The sequence below is a fragment of the Microbacterium sp. KU4F genome (assembly GCF_056868075.1).
Genome location: NZ_CP200324.1, coordinates 2,919,991 through 2,936,881 on the forward strand (window position 1 = coordinate 2,919,991; position 16,891 = coordinate 2,936,881).

General features: G+C 70.1%; 13 protein-coding genes and 1 tRNA gene. 5 read left to right on the top strand and 9 right to left on the bottom strand.

Annotation, left to right across the window (positions count from 1 at the left end):
• Nucleotides 1-57: 57 nt before the first annotated feature.
• The 3 genes from AC1VNH_RS14580 to pntB all read left to right on the top strand — a co-directional run bounded on the left by AC1VNH_RS14580 (nucleotide 58) and on the right by pntB (nucleotide 4,073).
• Nucleotides 58-1,023: an arsenic resistance protein gene (locus AC1VNH_RS14580; protein WP_483112224.1), complete on the top strand. Its 966-nt coding sequence runs from the start codon at nucleotides 58-60 to the stop codon at nucleotides 1,021-1,023.
• 114 nt (nucleotides 1,024-1,137) lie between these two features.
• Complete coding sequence (locus AC1VNH_RS14585; protein ID WP_483112225.1) at nucleotides 1,138-2,676, top strand: Re/Si-specific NAD(P)(+) transhydrogenase subunit alpha; 1,539 nt, start codon at nucleotides 1,138-1,140, stop codon at nucleotides 2,674-2,676.
• Nucleotides 2,673-4,073 carry a Re/Si-specific NAD(P)(+) transhydrogenase subunit beta gene (gene pntB / locus AC1VNH_RS14590; protein ID WP_483112227.1) on the top strand — a complete coding sequence of 467 codons (1,401 nt, stop codon included), beginning with the start codon at nucleotides 2,673-2,675 and terminating at the stop codon, nucleotides 4,071-4,073. The genes AC1VNH_RS14585 and pntB overlap by 4 nt, the downstream gene beginning before the upstream one ends.
• On the opposite strand, the gene AC1VNH_RS14595 is transcribed toward pntB, so the two are convergent.
• On the bottom strand, nucleotides 4,074-5,057 hold the full coding sequence (locus tag AC1VNH_RS14595) for a GTP-binding protein (protein ID WP_483112229.1): 984 nt from the start codon (nucleotides 5,055-5,057) through the stop codon (nucleotides 4,074-4,076). It abuts the gene before it with no gap.
• Nucleotides 5,058-5,134: 77 nt separating this feature from the next.
• Between AC1VNH_RS14595 and ykgO the strand changes: the two genes are divergently transcribed.
• On the top strand, nucleotides 5,135-5,257 hold the full coding sequence (gene ykgO / locus AC1VNH_RS14600) for a type B 50S ribosomal protein L36 (RefSeq protein WP_137416250.1): 123 nt from the start codon (nucleotides 5,135-5,137) through the stop codon (nucleotides 5,255-5,257).
• On the opposite strand, the gene AC1VNH_RS14605 is transcribed toward ykgO, so the two are convergent.
• The 8 genes from AC1VNH_RS14605 to AC1VNH_RS14640 form a co-directional block, all read right to left on the bottom strand.
• Entirely contained in the window at nucleotides 5,238-5,720 is a 483-nt protein-coding gene (locus tag AC1VNH_RS14605; RefSeq protein ID WP_483112231.1) for a signal peptidase I, read from the bottom strand. The genes ykgO and AC1VNH_RS14605 overlap by 20 nt on opposite strands.
• Before the next feature lie 9 nt (nucleotides 5,721-5,729).
• Nucleotides 5,730-8,819, bottom strand: a complete 3,090-nt coding sequence (locus AC1VNH_RS14610; protein ID WP_483112233.1) for an RCC1 domain-containing protein — start codon at nucleotides 8,817-8,819, stop codon at nucleotides 5,730-5,732.
• 3 nt (nucleotides 8,820-8,822) lie between these two features.
• Nucleotides 8,823-9,647, bottom strand: coding sequence for an RCC1 domain-containing protein (locus AC1VNH_RS14615; protein ID WP_483112735.1), 825 nt, complete (start codon nucleotides 9,645-9,647; stop codon nucleotides 8,823-8,825).
• The gene (locus AC1VNH_RS14620) at nucleotides 9,563-11,917 is read right to left on the bottom strand and encodes an RCC1 domain-containing protein (protein ID WP_483112234.1); all 2,355 of its coding nucleotides are present in this window, start codon (nucleotides 11,915-11,917) and stop codon (nucleotides 9,563-9,565) included. The genes AC1VNH_RS14615 and AC1VNH_RS14620 overlap by 85 nt, the downstream gene beginning before the upstream one ends.
• 20 nt (nucleotides 11,918-11,937) lie before the next feature.
• Complete coding sequence (locus tag AC1VNH_RS14625) at nucleotides 11,938-12,489, bottom strand: hypothetical protein (protein WP_483112235.1); 552 nt, start codon at nucleotides 12,487-12,489, stop codon at nucleotides 11,938-11,940.
• Nucleotides 12,490-12,522: 33 nt separating this feature from the next.
• Nucleotides 12,523-13,143: an LPXTG cell wall anchor domain-containing protein gene (locus tag AC1VNH_RS14630; RefSeq protein ID WP_483112237.1), complete on the bottom strand. Its 621-nt coding sequence runs from the start codon at nucleotides 13,141-13,143 to the stop codon at nucleotides 12,523-12,525.
• Nucleotides 13,144-13,347: 204 nt separating this feature from the next.
• A complete protein-coding gene (locus AC1VNH_RS14635) occupies nucleotides 13,348-13,974 on the bottom strand; it encodes a TetR/AcrR family transcriptional regulator (RefSeq protein ID WP_483112238.1) in 627 nt (208 codons plus the stop codon).
• 110 nt (nucleotides 13,975-14,084) lie between these two features.
• Nucleotides 14,085-14,157 (bottom strand) — tRNA-Met (locus tag AC1VNH_RS14640).
• A 268-nt stretch (nucleotides 14,158-14,425) separates the two neighbouring features.
• Between AC1VNH_RS14640 and AC1VNH_RS14645 the strand changes: the two genes are divergently transcribed.
• Complete coding sequence (locus AC1VNH_RS14645; RefSeq protein WP_483112239.1) at nucleotides 14,426-16,852, top strand: ATP-dependent helicase; 2,427 nt, start codon at nucleotides 14,426-14,428, stop codon at nucleotides 16,850-16,852.
• The last annotated feature ends 39 nt before the right edge of the window (nucleotides 16,853-16,891 follow it).

Below are 16,891 nucleotides of genomic sequence, written 5' to 3' on the forward strand. Positions count from 1 at the left end.
GGTCGCCCCGGTGGATCGGGGAGCGGGGCGACCGTCGGCGTGCGGCAGGCTAGGGGGATGGCGACGGTCCGGGCGTGGGGGGAGCGGCACCAGGTCGTGCTCTATCTCGCGGCGATCGCACTCGGCGTCGTCGTCGGGCTGACGGCGCCCGCGAGCGCGCCGGTGCTCGAAGCGGCGATCACACCCACCCTCGCGGTGCTCCTGTACGCCACGTTCCTCGCGGTGCCCTTCGCCCGCATCGGGCAGGCGTTGCGCGACGGACGTTTTCTCGCGGCGGTCCTCGTCCTGAACTTCGTGCTCGTGCCGATCGTCGTGTTCGCTCTGTCGCGCGTCGTCGCGCACGATGCGGCCCTGCTCGCGGGGGTGTTGCTCGTGCTGCTGACCCCGTGCGTCGACTACGTCATCGTGTTCGCCCACCTGGCCGGCGGTGCGCGGGAACGCCTGCTCGCAGCGACGCCGCTGCTCATGCTCGCCCAGCTCGTGCTGCTGCCGGGCTATCTCTGGATCATGGCGGGACCCGAGCTGGTCGACGCCATCGACCCCGGTCCGTTCGTCGAGGCGTTCGGGCTGCTCATCGTCCTGCCGCTCGCGCTCGCCGTCGTCACCCAGCTGCTCGCGCGCACCCTCCGCCCCGTCCGCGTCCTCGAGACCGGGGTGCTCGGGGCGATGGTGCCGCTGATGATGCTCGTGCTCGCGGTCGTCGTGGGCTCGCAGGTTCACGCCGTCGGCGAGCGCCTCGCCGTCCTCGCCGTCCTCGTGCCCCTGTTCGCCGCATTCGCCGCCGTCGCCGCCGTGTTGGGGCTGCTCGTGGCGAGGGCCGCTCGGATGCGGCGCCCCGAACGGATCGCGACGGTGTTCAGCGGGGTGACCCGCAACTCCCTCGCGGTCCTTCCCCTCGCGTTGGCGCTGCCCGCATCCCTCTCGCCCGCCCCGCTCGTCGTCGTGACGCAGACCCTCGTCGAGCTCGTCGTGATGGTCGTGCTCGTCGCGCTGTTCCGGCCGCGCGCGGCTCGGGCACGCTGACCGCTGCGGATTTCGCACGGTCGTCATGCTGGTGCGAAGCGGGGTCGGCATGCTCGGATGAGAGCAGCGGCCCGCCGCGTCCCCACCGCCCCGCCCCGCACGAGGAGTCGCCCCATGACCCGCATCGGCATCGTCTCGGAGGGCGACGGTGAGAACCGCGTCGCTGCCACCCCGCAGACCGTCGGCAAGCTGATCGCGCTCGGATACGAGGTCGTCGTCGAAGCGGACGCCGGCTCGCGTGCAGCGTTCCCGGATGCCGCCTACCGCGACGCCGGAGCGGCGATCGTGGATGAGGACGCCGCCTGGGGTGCGGATATCGTGCTCGGCGTCGACGCGCCCCGAGAGGACGAGATCGCGAGGCTGCGCTCGGGTGCGGTGCTCATCAGCCAGCTCGCCCCCGCGCTGAACCTCGACCTGGTCGACCGGTTGGCGGCGCAGGGAGTGACGGCGCTCGCGATGGACGCGATCCCGCGCATCTCGCGGGCCCAGTCGATGGACGTGCTCAGCTCCATGGCCAACATCTCCGGCTACCGGGCGGTGGTCGAGGCGGCGAACGAGTTCGGTCGCTTCTTCACCGGTCAGGTGACCGCCGCGGGCAAGGTGCCGCCGGCCAAAGTCCTCGTCGCCGGCGCGGGTGTCGCCGGCCTCGCGGCGATCGGAACCGCATCCAGCCTCGGCGCCATCGTGCGCGCGACCGACCCGCGCCCCGAGGTCGCCGACCAGGTGCGCTCCATCGGTGGCGAGTACCTTCCCGTGACGGTGAGCAGCGAGACCGTGTCGAGCGACGGCTACGCGCGAGCGACGAGCGAAGAGTACGACCGCGCCGCGGCGGAGCTGTACAGCGCGCAGACGGCTGAGGTGGACATCGTCATCACCACGGCGCTGATCCCCGGACGCGCCGCACCGCGGCTCATCACGGCCGCGGATGTGGCCGGGATGCGGCCCGGCAGCGTGATCGTCGACATGGCGGCGGGCCACGGTGGCAACGTCGAGGGCTCGGTCGCCGACGAGCGTGTCGTGACCGAGAACGGCGTCGTGATCCTCGGGTACACCGACCTGGCGGGAAGACTGCCCGCGCAGTCGTCGCAGCTGTACGGCACGAATGTGCTCAACCTGCTGCGCCTGCTCACGCCGGGCAAGGACGGCGTTCTCGTCCTCGACCTCGACGACGTCGTGCAGCGTTCGGTGACCGTCACCGCGGGAGGCGACGTGCTCTGGCCGCCGCCGCCCGTCGCCGTATCCGCAGCACCCTCCGCGCCTCCGGCGCCCGCCGCATCCGTTGCCGAACCTCCGCCGCCGCGGCGCGGGCGCAAGCTCCTGCTGCTCGCGCTCGCCGCGCTCGCCCTGTTCGCGATCGTGACGTTCGCGCCGGCGCCGCTGCCGCAGCACATGACCGTGCTCGCGCTGTCGATCGTCGTCGGCTACTACGTGATCGGCAAGGTGCATCACGCCCTGCACACCCCGCTCATGAGCGTGACCAACGCCATCTCCGGGATCATCGTGGTCGGTGCCCTCACGCAGCTCACGGTCCCCGAGCCGGTCGTGCAGGTCCTCGCCGCTGCCGCCGTCCTGCTGGCCAGCATCAACGTCTTCGGCGGCTTCGCGGTGACCCGTCGCATGCTCGCGATGTTCTCGAAGGGGACGAGCCGATGACCGCTGCCGCCGTCGCCGGCGCCGCCTACCTCGTCGCGGCGCTGCTGTTCATCCTGAGTCTGGCCGGGCTCAGCCGTCACGAGACGGCGCGCGCCGGCGCCGCATCCGGCATCGCCGGCATGGCGATCGCCCTGGTTGCGACGATCGTCGTCACCGTCACGGGTGCGTTCTCGTCCGGTGCCGCAGCCCTCGGGCTTCCCCTACTGGTGGCAGCGGTCGCGGTGGGAGCGGCGATCGGGCTCTGGCGCGCCCGGTCGGTGGAGATGACCGGTATGCCCGAGCTCATCGCTCTGCTGCACAGCTTCGTCGGCCTCGCTGCCGTGCTCGTGGGCTGGAACGGGCACCTGCACGACGGCGGACTCACCGGCGCGCTGCGCGACATCCACCACGGCGAAGTGTTCGTGGGCGTGTTCATCGGCGGGGTGACCTTCACCGGGTCGCTCGTCGCGTACCTCAAGCTCTCGGGCCGGATGCCGTCGAAGCCCCTCATGCTGCCGGGACGCAATGCGCTCAACCTCGGCGCGCTCCTCGTGTTCGCCGCACTCACCGTCTGGTACGTCATCACCCCGACGCTCGTGCTGCTGATCGCGGTGACGGTCCTCGCCCTGGCGCTCGGCTGGCACCTCGTCGCCTCCATCGGCGGCGGCGACATGCCCGTGGTCGTTTCGATGCTCAACAGCTACTCCGGCTGGGCCGCCGCCGCGGCGGGATTCCTCCTCGACAACGACCTGCTGATCATCACCGGTGCTCTCGTGGGATCGTCCGGTGCGTACCTCTCGTTCCTCATGTGCAAGGCGATGAACCGCTCGCTGCTGGCTGTGATCGCGGGTGGCTTCGGCGCCCCGACCGCATCCGGACCGGCCGCCGAGGCGGGCGAGCATCGCGAGACGGATGCGGAGTCGGTGGCGGAGATGCTCGCCGACGCCGACAGCGTCGTGATCGTGCCGGGGTACGGCATGGCCGTCGCGCAGGCGCAGTACCCGGTCGCCGAGCTCGTCGAACGGCTCCGGGCGAAGGAGATCGAGGTGCGATTCGGCATCCATCCCGTCGCCGGGCGCCTGCCCGGACACATGAACGTGCTCCTCGCGGAGGCGAAGGTGCCCTACGACATCGTGTTGGAGATGGACGAGATCAACGACGACCTGGCGCAGACCTCGGTCGTGCTCGTGATCGGCGCCAACGACACCGTGAACCCCTCCGCAGCCGAGGATCCCTCGAGCCCCATCGCGGGGATGCCGGTGATCCGTGCCTGGGAGGCGCGCCAGGTCGTCGTCTTCAAGCGCTCGATGGCATCCGGCTACGCGGGCGTCGAGAACCCGCTCTTCTTCCGTGAGAACACGCAGATGCTGTTCGGAGACGCGAAGCAGCGCGTCGAGGACATCCTCCGCGCGCTCTGATCACGCCTGGACCGGCCACGACGGCAGGGGATCGGCGAACCGCTCCCAGGCTTCGGGGCCCGCATCCATCTCCGCATCCGTCAGCGCGGCGGCGTCGAGTGCTCGCGCCACCGCGCCCACGTTCAGGTCGAGTCCGGTGATGGCGATCTCCTGCCCGATGCAGCTGTAGGCGTCGCGGGCGTGGAGCGGGTCGAGCCACATGGCGGATCCGACCTGCTCCCAGCGCGCGAGCATGCCTTGGCGGGTCGCCAGGCGGCAGAAGCCGACCGAGCGCAGGACGAGTCCCCAGCGGCGCGCGTCGATCTCATCGTCGAGCGCGCGCACGAGGCGCTCCGGGTGGAAGGGGCGCAGCTGCTCGTACCGGAAGGTCGTCACGCGACGATCCGTCATGTGCGGATCGTGTTCGTCGTTCAGCATCCGCACCCATCCCGCGCGCTCCCCGACGGCGATGGTGGTGTCCATCGTGAGCGCCGCGCGCACATCCTCGTGCGGCTCCCGTGTGAGACGGATGCGGGCGAAGGGGTTGAGGTGAGAGGCGAGCGCCATGAGCATCGCGAGCCTCGCCGTGTCTACGCCTTCCCAGTTGACGAAGGCGATGAGGTGCGCACTCTCGATGAAGGCCGCCGCCTGCCGCGCACGGGCGCCGTGGTCGCCCCGGTCGTCGCCGGGCGGTGCGTCGTCGCGCAGCGCCGAGCCGTCGCGCAGGTCCTGGATCATGTGCGGCGCGTCGATGACGCACACCAGCACGGGCGGGATGTCGAACGCGCTGCTGAAGTGCAGCGGGTCGAGGTCGGTCGCGCAGTCGAAGAGTGCGAGCTCGTCGCGCCCGCCGGCCCAGAAGCCCTGGGCGCGATGCGACGTCGTGTGCCTCGGTCCGCCGTACGCCCAGACCAGGCGGCGGCCGAGTGTCGCGGCGGCGCGTTCGGCGAAAAGGTGGCGTTCGGGTGCGCACACCCCGGTGATGGCGACAGGGATCGATTCCATGCCGGTCCTCTCCAGTTGCTCGGGCGGAGCACCCAGCATAACCTCTTGATGAGAACCGTTATCAATAAGGAGTCGCCGTGAAAGTCCGTGCCTCGCTCAAGTCCCTGAAGAACCAGCCCGGCGCCCAGGTCGTGCGTCGGCGCGGCAAGGTGTTCGTCATCAACAAGCTCAACCCCCGCTTCAAGGGGCGGCAGGGCTGAGGCGGGTCCGTGGGCCGTATCCGCTGATGACGAGCAGCCCGACCATGACAAGCGCGAGACTCACGCGACCTGGGAGCGACTGCGCCGCGACGATCACGGCTGCCCACGGCCGTGCGATGTGCGCCGTCACGACGCCGAGGATGTCGCCAGCCTTGACGGCCGGGATGTCGGCGACGGGGTTGGCATCCCCCCGCGTGGTGATCTGCCCGTCGGCATCCACACCTTCCACCCGGTGCGTGTAGAGCACCCCCGAGGGTCGCCGCACGGTGACGACGTCTCCGACCGCCACCGTCTCGACCCGAGCCGGGTCGACGACGACGAGGTCGCCGCGCTCATAGGTGGGCGCCATCGACCCGCCGTCGACCTCGAGGGTTCGCAGTCCCGTCACGGCGCTCAGCGCGAACGGGGCGAGCAGCACGAGCGCGATCACGGCAACGAGCACCCACCGCAGGGCTGACAGCATTCGCATCGGCTAGGGCATCCCGGTGAGCAGTGGGGTCCACGCGGATGCCGGACCCGCACGGTCACCGCTCGTGTACGTCACGCGGTAAAGGTAGGTCGTGTGCGGGGTGAGGGAGCACCGATCGCCCGTGAGCACCGCACCCGGGGCGCAGTACGGACGTGTCGGTCCCGCGGCGGTGGGGACGGACAAGGGCTCGGTTGCGCTGCCTCCTACCTGCCCGTGAACATTCGAGCCCCACGTGACGACGCCGCCGTCGTCCATGAGGGCGATCGCGTGCGTCTGTCCGGCGGCGACGCCGATGAACCTGCGCCCGCCGAGCCGAGAAGCGTCGACGAACGCCGGACGCGACGAGTCGACCGAGGCATCGTGGCCGAGTTGTCCGTCAGCGTTGTCCCCCCAGGAGAACGCGACTCCGTTCTCGGTGACAGCGAGAGTGTGACGCTCACCCGCCGCGACGGCGACGATCTTGTTCTCGCCGAACAGCGTCGCATCGACGGGCGTGGGCACCACTTTGGTGAAAATGGTTCCGTTCCCGAGGGCGCCATCATTGCCGTAACCCCAGGCGTACACCTTGCCGTCCGCCGTCAGCGCCACGGTGTGCAGCTCGCCCGCGGCGACGGCGACGACCGCCTGCCCGGCGAAGGGGGTCATGTCGACAGGGGTCGGCGTCCAGTACATCTCGTCGGTGCCGCCGTCACCGATCTGACCGCTCCCGCCTTTCCCCCAGCCGAAGACTGCACCCCCCTCCACCACCACGACCGTATGCGAGGCTCCCGCGGCGATGCTCGTGATCTTGCGCCCGCCGAAATGAGAGGGATCGATACGCATGGGAGCCAGTGAGTTCATGGCCGCGATGTCGCCGAGCTGCCCCCACGCGTTGCTGCCCCAGGTGTACAGCTCGCCGTTCTCGGTCAGCGCGACGGTGTGCTCGCCGCCCGCGGCGATGGCGGCGACGCGCTGCCCGCCGAAGCGATCCGCGCTGACCGGTACGGGGGTCAGCCAGTCCCCTGGGATGCCGTGACCCAGCTGCCCCTGCTCGCCGTATCCCCACGACCACACGCGGCCGTCATCAGCCAGCGCGACCGAGTGGTACTCGCCGGCCGCGACGGCCACGATCTTGTGACCCCCGAAGGAGGTCGGCTCCACCCTCACGGGCGTCGAGGATGCCGTGACTGTGCGGTTGCCAAGCTGCCCGCGCCAGTTGTTCCCCCACGTGTACACCTCGCCATCCCTCGTCAATGCGATCGTGTGCAGCTCGCCTGCGGCGATCGCGGCGACTGGGATCGCCGCGAGCTCGGCCGGGAGGTTGCCGGTGTCGGTCGCGGTCGTGTCGCTGCCGGTGTAGACCGTGGTCGGGTTCGACCCGTCGGCCGAAGAAGAACGCTCGAGCGTGTAGGTGGACGGCCTGGTCGCCGCCGGCCACGTCACGGTCACGGACGTCGGCGACGTATCGCCGCCGGAGGGAGTGAGTGCCGCAAGCCCGGTGGTGAGCGGAGTCCACGCGGATGCGGGAGCGCTCCAGTTTCCGAGCGTGTAGGCGACCCGGTAGTAGTACGTCGTGTCGGGGACGAGCGAACACGAGCCGTCCGCCAAGGTGGTCGCGCCGACCGCACACGCGGGATCACCGGTGACGACGATGTGCTGCGGGGTGTCACTGGAGGTATCCCGCAGGCCGTTGCCGAGTTGCCCGCTGCCGTTGTTCCCCCAGGTGTAGAGGGCACCGTTCTCCCCGACAGCGACCGAGTGGGCGCTCCCGGCCGCCATCGCGGCGATCCCCTGCTGCCCGAACTGCTCTGCTGCCACGCGGGTCGGAGTCGACGAGGTCGTCCCGCCGCCGCGTCCGAGCTGCCCGTAGGAGTTGTCCCCCCAGGTGAACAGCGCGCCGCTCGCGGTCACCAGCGTGTGACGCGATCCCGCAGTGATCGCGGTGATCTCCTGCCCCTCGAAACTATCCGTCGGCACCCGGACCGGGACCCACGGGGCCTTGAGGGCGGTGACTCCGAGCTGTCCGTGCGCATTGGATCCCCACGTGAAGACGGCGCCGCCTTCTGCTAGGACGGCGATGTGCTGGTCTCCCGCCGAGATGCTGGTGACCTTGAGCCCTTCGAAGAGCGACGGATCCAACCGGTGCGGCGTTTCTTTGAGCCGCTTGTCGCCCGTGCCGAGCTGACCCGACTCGTTCGCCCCCCAGGTATAGAGCGTGCCGTCGGCAGCCAACGCAACCGTGTGGTTGGAGCGGGCCTCCACCGCGGTGATCCGCTGCCCGCCGAAGAGCAAAGGATCCATGCGCTGGGGTGTGCGCGACCGCGAGATGTCGATGGCGACGCCGAGCTCCGTCGCCTGATTCAGGCCCCACCTGAACAGCGACCCGTCCTTCGCCAGGGCCACCGTGTAGTAGGCGCCCGCCGTCACGGCGACGATCGGCTGCCCACCGAAGGCGCTCGCCGGAAGGCGCGTCGGCCTCGTCTGCGTGGCGGTACCGCCGTTGCCGATCTGTCCGACCTCGCTGTTCCCCCATGTGTAGACGGCGCCCGACTCCGTCACCGCGACGACGTGGAGAGACCCCACGTCGATCGAGACAACCTTCTCCCCGCCGAAGTTCTCCGAGCCCAGCCGTGTGGGCACCGTGGATCTCGTCGTACTGCCGTTGCCGAGCTGCCCGTGCCCGTTGGGTCCCCACGTGTACACGGCCCCGTCGGCCGCCAACGCTGCCGTTCCGGCGCCGGCCGCGGCGACCGCCGTGAAGGGGATGTCGGCCGCCTCCGCCGGAACGCTCCCGGCATCCGTGGTCCGGGTGTCGCCGCCGGTGTAGATCGTCGTCGGGTTCGCCCCGTCCGCCGTGGCCGAACGCTCCACCGTGTACGACGGGGCGAGCGACGAGCCGGGCACGGATGCCGCGCCCCACGCGACATCGATGCTCGTCGCCGAGGGCTGCGCCATCGTGGCGTCGACCGCTGTCGCGGTGAGGCTGCCCGTGGCCACGGTGTTCCCCGTCGCTGCGGTCGCGTCGGTGAACGCGGCCGTCGTCGACGGCAGCGCCCCCGCAACGACCACGGCGGTCAGGGCGAGGCCGGCGAGAAGGGAACGGATGATGCGCATCGGTTATGGCTCCAAGGTACGCAGCGGAACCCAGGCGGATGCCGGGCCCGTGCGGTCGCCGTGGGTATAGCTCACCCGGTAGTAGTAGGTCGTGTCCGGGGTGAGGGAGCATCGATCACCCGTGAGCACGGCACCCTCAGCGCAGAAGACTCGCGTCGGCGCCGAGAACGCGGTCGGGACGCCCTCCGGCTCGGTGGTGCCGTTGCCCAGCTGCCCGTGCGCGTTGTCCCCCCACGTGAACACTGCACCGTCCTCCGTGACAGCGACCGTATGCGACTGTCCCCCCGCGACACCGATGACCTTCCGCCCGCCGAGTTCCGAGACGTTCACGGCCGCCGGAAGCAGCGACACGAAGAGGGCGTTATGTCCGAGCTGCACGTGGTCGTTCCTGCCCCAGGCGAAGACCGTGCCGTCCTGCGTGACGGCGAGGGTGTGACGCTCGCCGGCCGCGATGGCACCGATCGTCTTCCCGCCGAACCAGGAAGCGTCGACGGGCGTGGGTACCGCCCTGTTGAGGGCTGTTCCGTCCCCGAGTTGACCGTTCCCGTTGTCGCCCCAGGCGTATACGGCGCCCGCCTCCGTCAGCGCGACCGTGTGGCCTTCTCCGGCGGCGAGAGCCACCACCTTCTGGCCGGCGAAGGGCGTCATGTCGACGGGAACAGGGAACCACTGATCCGCAAATCCGCCGTTGCCGATCTCACCGCGCGTGCCGCTTCCCCAGGCGAACACGGCGCCGCCTTCTGTCACGACGACCGTGTGCGCGTGCCCCGCGGCGATGGCCGTGATCCTGCGTCCACCGAAATATGCGGAGTCGACGTTCTCGGGAATCGGCGAGGAATTCCCGGTGCCGCTTGCCCCTCCCCGCCGCCGCCCCAGGTGTACAGCTGACCGTTCTCCGTCAGAGCAACGGTGTGCTCGCCGCCCGCGGCGATCGCGGTGATCTTCTGCCCGCCGAAGCGACCTGCTTCCACGTGTACCGGAAGCTCGCGGTCCAACACGTTGCCGTCGCCCAGCTGTCCCCTCGTGCCGTAGCCCCATGCCCACACGGCGCCGTCGTCCGCCAGCGCGACCGAGTGATACTCGCCCGCTGCGACAGCGGTGATCTTGTGGCCGTCGAACAGCTCAGGCGCCACCTTCACCGGGGTCGAGGATGCGTAGATCGTGCCGTTGCCGAGCTGCCCGCGCCAGTTGTTCCCCCACGTGTACACCTCGCCGTCCGTCGTCAGTGCGATGGTGTGCAGCTCACCCGCGGCGACCGACACGAACGGGATCGCGGCGACCTCGGCCGGGATGTTCCCCGTGTCGGTCGCGGTCGTGTGGCCGCCGGAGTACACGGTGGTCGGATCGGCGCCGTCGGCCGACGCGGAACGCTCGAGGGTGTAGGTGGATGGCGTGCTCGTCGCCGGCCACGTCACGTTCAGCGACGTCGATGTCGACGTCGCGCCGTCGGCGAGCGACGGAGTGAGCGCCGCGAGCCCGGTGGTGAGCGGGGTCCACGCGGATGCGGGAGCGCTCCAGTTTCCGAGTGTGTAGGTGACCCGGTAGTAGTAGGCCGTATCGGGGGCGAGCGAGCACGAGCCGTCCGCCAGGGTGGTGGCGCCGGCAGCACACGCGGGATCACCGGTGACGACGACGCGTTTCGGGGTTCCCGAGCTTTCCTCCGTCCCATTGCCGAGTCGTCCCTGGTAGCCGGACCCCCAGCCGTACGCGGCGCCGCCCGCCAAAGCGAACGAGTGGTACTCACCGGCGGTGAGCGCGACGACCTCGTGCGTGTCGAAGCGCTCCGCGCCGATGCGCACGGGTGACAGCGAGCTCCCGCCGGCGGTCTCGTCGCCGAGTTGACCCATCACGTTGAGGCCCCAGCTGTATACCGCGCCGCCCGCCGCCACGATGGTGTGCGAGCGTCCGGCCGCGACCGCCACGACGCTCCCGCCTCCGAGCAGGTCCCGTTCCACGAGCACGGGCACCGGCGAGTTCGTGTTCGTGCCATCGCCCAGCTGCCCGCTGGTGTTGTGTCCCCAGGTGTAGAGCGAGCCGTCATCCGTCACGGCCGCCGTGTGGAAGAAGCCGGCGGCGACGGCGGTGATCCGCTTGCCGTCGAGCTCGGCCGCCCCCGCCGGCACGGGCACGGCCGAGTCCTCGGTGCTCCCGTCGCCGAGCTGCCCCACGGAGTTGTCTCCCCACGTGTAGACCCCGCCGTTCTTCGTCACGGCAGCGGTGTGGGTGGCGCCTGCGGCGACCGCGGCGATCTCCTGTCCACCGAACCGCTCCGCCTGGACGAGCCGGGGGATCGATACGGGGTTGCTGGCGCTGCCGGTGCCGAGCTGCCCCTCGGCGTTGCCGCCCCAGGCGTAGACGTTCCCGGCCGCTGTCAGCGCCACCGTGTGATAGCCGCCCGCCGCGATCGCGGCGATCTTCTGCCGGCCGAAGCGCGACGCACCGATCTGGGTCGGCTCCGGCGAGTTGTAGGTGCCGCCGTCGCCGAGCTGACCCTGGGAGTTCCTTCCCCAGGCGTACAGGGTTCCGTCCTCCGCCAACGCCACGGTGTGGAAGTGGCCCGCGGCGATGGCGGTGATGCGCTGCCCCCCGAAGCGGTCCGCTCCCATCCGTCGCGGCACCGACGAGACGTCGACCTCCTGATACGTGACGCCCAGCTGGCCGTAGCGGTTGCTTCCCCAGACGTAGACCGAGCCGTCCTCGGCGAGCGCTGCCGTGTGGCTCTGGCCTGCGCTGATCGCCGTGAAGGGGATGTCGGCCGCCTCTGCCGGAACGCTACCGGCATCCGTGGTCCGGGTGTCGCCGCCGGTGTAGATCGTCGTCGGGTTCGCCCCGTCCGCCGTGGCCGAGCGCTCCACCGTGTACGACGGGGCGAGTGACGAGCCGGGCACGGATGCCGCGCCCCACGCGACATCGATGCTCGTCGCCGAGGGCTGCGCCGTCGTGGCGTCGACCGCTGTCGCGGTGAGGCTGCCGGTGCTGACGGTGTTCCCCGTCGCTGCGGTCGCGTCGGTGAACGCCGCCGTCGTCGACGGCAGCGCCCCCGCGACGACCACGGCGGTCAGGGCGAGGCCGGCGAGAAGGGAACGGATGATGCGCACGTGCGGAGCTTTGAAGGCATTTACTTCTGGGTCGCGTCGACCACGAGGTCGAAGCCGGCGGCCGTGTCCTTGACCGTGTTGTCGGCGTTGGCGTCGAGGCCGATGGTGACGTCGACGTCGACCGCAGCAGCACCGGGGGCCAGGGACAGTCCGGTGATCTTGGGCGGCGAGGCGAGGGTTCCCGACTCGGTCTTCCCGCCGGCCGAGATCTTCACGGGCACCCACGCCTGCAGGGCGGCCGGTCCGGTGACGTTTTTGAGGGTGATCGTGTAGCCGAAGTCGACGTTGCCGGCGTTCGTGAACGTGAGCACGTCGTTCTGCACGACTTCCTGACCGGGGATCAGCTTCTCGAGCGCGATCGTCTGCGATGCGCTCTTGCCGATCGTGAGCGTGGCCGTCTTCACGATGTTGCCCGTGACTGACTCGCTGTCGGTGAACGCGGCGGTCGTGGTGAGGAACCCGCCCACGCCGAGGGCGATGGCGGCGGCGCCTGCGGCGACGGCGACGGCGGTGCGCTTCGGCATCCGTCGACGAGGTGCGGTGACGGTTTCGGGCGTGACGGTATCGGTCATGAGAGTGCCTTTCGGGCGGGATGTGGGTGGAGCTCAGGGTTGGAGGGCGGTGATGACGCTGTCGTAGCGGACGGTCTGTCCTTGCTTGCTGTTGTCGACCGTGCTCGCGAGGGTGAGGGTGTAGACGGCGCTGACGCTGGCGCCGGGCGCCACGCGCACGGTGGTGCTCGACGGCTCGTCGGACAGAGCCTCCGTGGTGGAGGCACGACCGTCGAGGGTGATGACGGTGTCGATGTCGTGGCCGAGACCGCCCGCGTCGGACGTCACGACGGTGTTCACACGGATGTCGATCGGCGCACCGGTGACATTGGTCACCCGGTAGCGCAGCGCCCCGGCGCTGTCTCCGGGAACGAGCCCGGCGAGCATCTGCGCGTCGACCGCCTCGACCCGCAGGAGCGAGCACGTCTGGGGGGTGTCGGCCGCCTGCGCGGCGGGCGCAGACGCGAGGGTCGCGCCAGCCACGATGCCGAGCACGGCCAGCGCGGCGACGACGTGCGCCCGACGGTGGCGGAACAGGATGAGAACGAACCCCGCCACGATGAGGGCAGCGGCGATGATCGCCAGCGGCATCCACACTCCGGCATCCAGGCCGGTCGCGGGGAGGGAGGTCGCACCGTCACTGTGGACCGTGGTCGTGCATGCGGGAATGACCACGCCGCCCCCTTCGACTCGTTTCGTCACCTCAGGCGGACCCCGCTCCGGGGTGACGACAACGCCAGTCAGCGTGGGTACGGTATCGACGGCTCAGACGCCGCCGCGAGCTGATTACGGTCGGACCGTACTGAACTCAGGCGGTCTCGCTGCAGGCGGCGTCGAGAAGACGACCGCAGCGTCCCTTGCGCGTGCGGAAGTGGCAGGCTACGCCGGCACCGGGGGCACGATCAAGCCGTGAACCTGTGCCAGCAGGCGCTCGCCGAATGTCTCCACGGTGTAACCGCACTCGGATGTCAGGAGCGTGTACGTCTCGTGCGAGGCAATGATGTAGAACTCCCGCACCATGTCGGGCACGGCGTCCTCAGCAATAACTCCGCGATCGGCCAACCATTGAGCCGTGCGCCCGAACTCGCGCCGCCGTTCGGCTCGGACCTCGGCAAACGACGCGGCCGCTTTGGGATCGGCATCCGCCGCCGCGTGGAACGCGTTCCACAGGCCGCTCGTGCGTGCGAGGGAGGCCGCGAGCAACCGCACGTACTGCTCGACCGCGCTGGGGAAGTCCAAGGCCTCGGCGAGGTCGACGTACGCGGGCTGCCCCGCTGCGGGGAAGGCCGCGCCGTGCCCGGCGAACGCCATGTCGAAGGCAGACCGCAGCAACCGTCGTTTCGGCCCCAGAAGCCCGACGGTCTCGACCGAAACCCGCGCGTGATCCGCGATGGCCTGCAGCGTGGTGCCGCCGTATCCGCGCACCGAGAACAACTCGGCCGCCGCCTTGAGTACCCGCGTGCGGGTGTCTTTCGCCCCCGCCGCGCGCGTTCCGTTCGCTGCCATGCGTCCATCCTCACGCACCCGGGGAAACGACATGACGCTGCTCACTTCAGGGGTGTCTGTCTGACGGAGCGATGATGGCGGGCAGGCGCGTGTCGCGTGAGGCGAAGTAGACGCGACGGCGGGAGTCGAACCCGCAACGCTTCCGGGTATGAACCGGAGCCCGGGACCACCCGGATCGCCGCGATGCCTCGACGCTAACCCGGGGTAGGGGAGCGCGCCAGTGCATGTCGCAAGATGACCCTGTGCGTCACCGCGTCACGCGCCCGCGCGGCTCGGCACGGTCTGTGCGCCGCAGGCGCTGCGACATCTGCACGATCGGTGGGGCTGGTGTTGCGTGCTGAGATGGATGTGGCGACCCGATGGCGATCGGCCGTGCAGATGTCGCAGCAGAGACGGTACGCGACCGCCGGCCCGGGCGGGTGTCGGCGGTCGCGCCTAGACTTGGAGGGACATGACCGACGCCTCCACGCCCCTCATCATCGGCGGTGACGGCGCTCGCCCCGCCGGCGATTCCGCACGTCCCGACGCCGACCTCCTCGCCGGCCTCAACGGCCCGCAGCGGGAGGCGGTGATCTACCGCGGGCCGGCGCTGCTCATCGTCGCCGGCGCCGGTTCCGGCAAGACCCGCGTGCTCACCCACCGGATCGCGTCGCTGCTGCGCTCGCGTGAGGCGTGGCCGAGTCAGATCCTGGCCATCACCTTCACCAACAAGGCGGCAGGCGAGATGCGCGAGCGCGTCGAGCAGCTCGTGGGCGACAGCGCGCGCGGCATGTGGATCTCGACCTTCCACTCCGCCTGCGTCCGCATCCTCCGCCGCGAGGCGCAGCAGTTCGGATTCACGAGCTCGTTCACGATCTACGACTCCGGCGACTCGCGGGCGCTCATCAAACGACTCGTGAAAGAGCACGAGGCCGACGCCTTCGGTCTCACCCCCGCCGCCGTCCAGAGCCGCATCTCCAAGCTCAAGAACGAGTTGCAGGATGCCGAGGGGTACGCGCGCCAGGCGAACATGAGCGACCCCGCAGAGCGGGTGTTCGTGGAGGTCTTCGGCGACTACCAGCGGGCGCTGCGTCGCGCGAACGCCTTCGACTTCGACGACCTCATCGCCCAGACCGTCTTCCTCTTCCGTGCCTTCCCGCAGGTGGCCGACACCTACCGCCGGCGCTTCCGCCACATCCTCGTCGACGAGTACCAGGACACCAACCACGCCCAGTACTCGCTCATCCGCGAACTGACGCGCCCCGTCTCAGGCGAAGGGGAATCGTATTCCGCGGGCGGCATGATGATCTTCGAGCCCGACAAGGCGCCCGAGGTCGAGGCCGCGTCCCTCACCGTCGTCGGCGACTCCGACCAGTCCATCTACGCCTTCCGTGGCGCCGACATCCGCAACATCAGCGAGTTCGAGCGCGACTTCCCCGGTGCGAAGGTCGTGCTGCTCGAGCAGAACTATCGCTCGACCCAGAACATCCTCTCGGCCGCCAATGCGGTCATCCGCAACAACTTCGACCGGCAAGACAAGAAGCTCTGGACGGATGTGGGTGCGGGCGAGCTCATCGTCGGCTTCACCGGCTACTCGCAGCACGACGAGGCCCAGTTCGTCGCCGACGAGATCGAGAAGATCCACCGCGCCGGCACGGCCTACTCCGACATCGCCGTCTTCTACCGCACCAACTCGCAGTCGCGCGCGCTGGAAGAGATCTTCATCCGCTCCGCCCTGCCGTACAAGATCATGGGCGGCACGAAGTTCTACGAGCGCGCCGAGATCAAGGACGCGCTCGCCTACCTGATCGCCGTGGCGAACCCCGCCGACGAGATGGCGGTGCGCCGCATCCTGAACAAGCCGCGTCGCGGCATCGGCGACGTGACCGAGACGGCCATCGCGCGCTTCGCGGAGGACAACCAGATCACGTTCCGTGAGGCGCTCGCCTCGCCGGAGGCGCTGGGCGTCGGGCCCAAGATCCAGGCGGCGATCACCCAGCTCGACCGCGTGCTCACCGAGGCGACGGCGCTGCTGCTGCCCGAGGGGCAGGATGCGCCGCCCACCGCCGTCGCCGAGGCGCTGTCGCTGTTGCTGAGCAAAAGCGGCTACTCAGACGCGCTGCGTGCCAGCCGCGACCCGCAGGATGAGGCCCGCCTCGAGAACCTCGACGAGTTCGTCGCCGTGGCGCGCGAGTTCGCCCGCAACAACCCGCAGGGCACGATCAGCGACTTCCTCACCGAGGTCGCGCTCGTCGCCGACGCGGACGACCTCGACGACGCATCGGGCTCCGTTTCGCTCATGACCCTGCACACCGCGAAGGGCCTCGAGTTCGACGCCGTCTTCCTCACCGGTGTCGAAGAAGACCTCATCCCGCACCGCATCTCGGCGAACGAGCCCGGCGGCCCCGCCGAAGAGCGTCGCCTGTTCTACGTGGGCGTCACCCGCGCGCGCAAGCTCCTGCATCTCACCCTCGCGATGACCCGCGCGCAGTTCGGCGAGGTCACGGTCGCGATGCCGAGCCGCTTTCTGCAGGAGATCCCCGCCGAGCTCATCGACTGGCGCCAGTCGCCGGGCGACGTCAACTCGCGCGGCGGCGCACAGTCGCGCGCCCTCAACGCCCGACGCCCCGGCGGGTGGGGCTCGCGTCGCGACGACAACCCGCCGCTGCTGCCCAAGTCGACCTCGCTCGAGCGCTTCGCGAACAAGATCCCGGCGAAGGTGCGCGACAACAGCGACCTCGAGCTCGCCGCGGGCGACCGCATCCGGCACGAGGACTTCGGTGAGGGGCGCATCGATGCGGTCACCGGCGAAGGTGCCAAGCGCATCGCGCATGTGCGCTTCGACAGCGCCGGAGCCAAGAAGCTGCTGATCAAGATCGCGCCGATCGAGAAGATCTGAGTCACGCCCCGGCGCGCCCCGCGTCGCGCGGTTAGGCTG

What these genes read in the sequence shown, in the direction of transcription:
- AC1VNH_RS14580 (WP_483112224.1), top strand. Translation starts at nt 58, where the DNA reads ATGGCGACGGTCCGGGCGTGGGGGGAGCGGCACCAGGTCGTGCTCTAT.
- AC1VNH_RS14585 (WP_483112225.1), top strand. Translation starts at nt 1,138, where the DNA reads ATGACCCGCATCGGCATCGTCTCGGAGGGCGACGGTGAGAACCGCGTC.
- pntB (WP_483112227.1), top strand. Translation starts at nt 2,673, where the DNA reads ATGACCGCTGCCGCCGTCGCCGGCGCCGCCTACCTCGTCGCGGCGCTG.
- AC1VNH_RS14595 (WP_483112229.1), bottom strand. Translation starts at nt 5,057, where the DNA reads ATGGAATCGATCCCTGTCGCCATCACCGGGGTGTGCGCACCCGAACGC.
- AC1VNH_RS14605 (WP_483112231.1), bottom strand. Translation starts at nt 5,720, where the DNA reads ATGCTGTCAGCCCTGCGGTGGGTGCTCGTTGCCGTGATCGCGCTCGTG.
- AC1VNH_RS14610 (WP_483112233.1), bottom strand. Translation starts at nt 8,819, where the DNA reads ATGCGCATCATCCGTTCCCTTCTCGCCGGCCTCGCCCTGACCGCCGTG.
- AC1VNH_RS14625 (WP_483112235.1), bottom strand. Translation starts at nt 12,489, where the DNA reads ATGACCGATACCGTCACGCCCGAAACCGTCACCGCACCTCGTCGACGG.
- AC1VNH_RS14635 (WP_483112238.1), bottom strand. Translation starts at nt 13,974, where the DNA reads ATGGCAGCGAACGGAACGCGCGCGGCGGGGGCGAAAGACACCCGCACG.
- AC1VNH_RS14645 (WP_483112239.1), top strand. Translation starts at nt 14,426, where the DNA reads ATGACCGACGCCTCCACGCCCCTCATCATCGGCGGTGACGGCGCTCGC.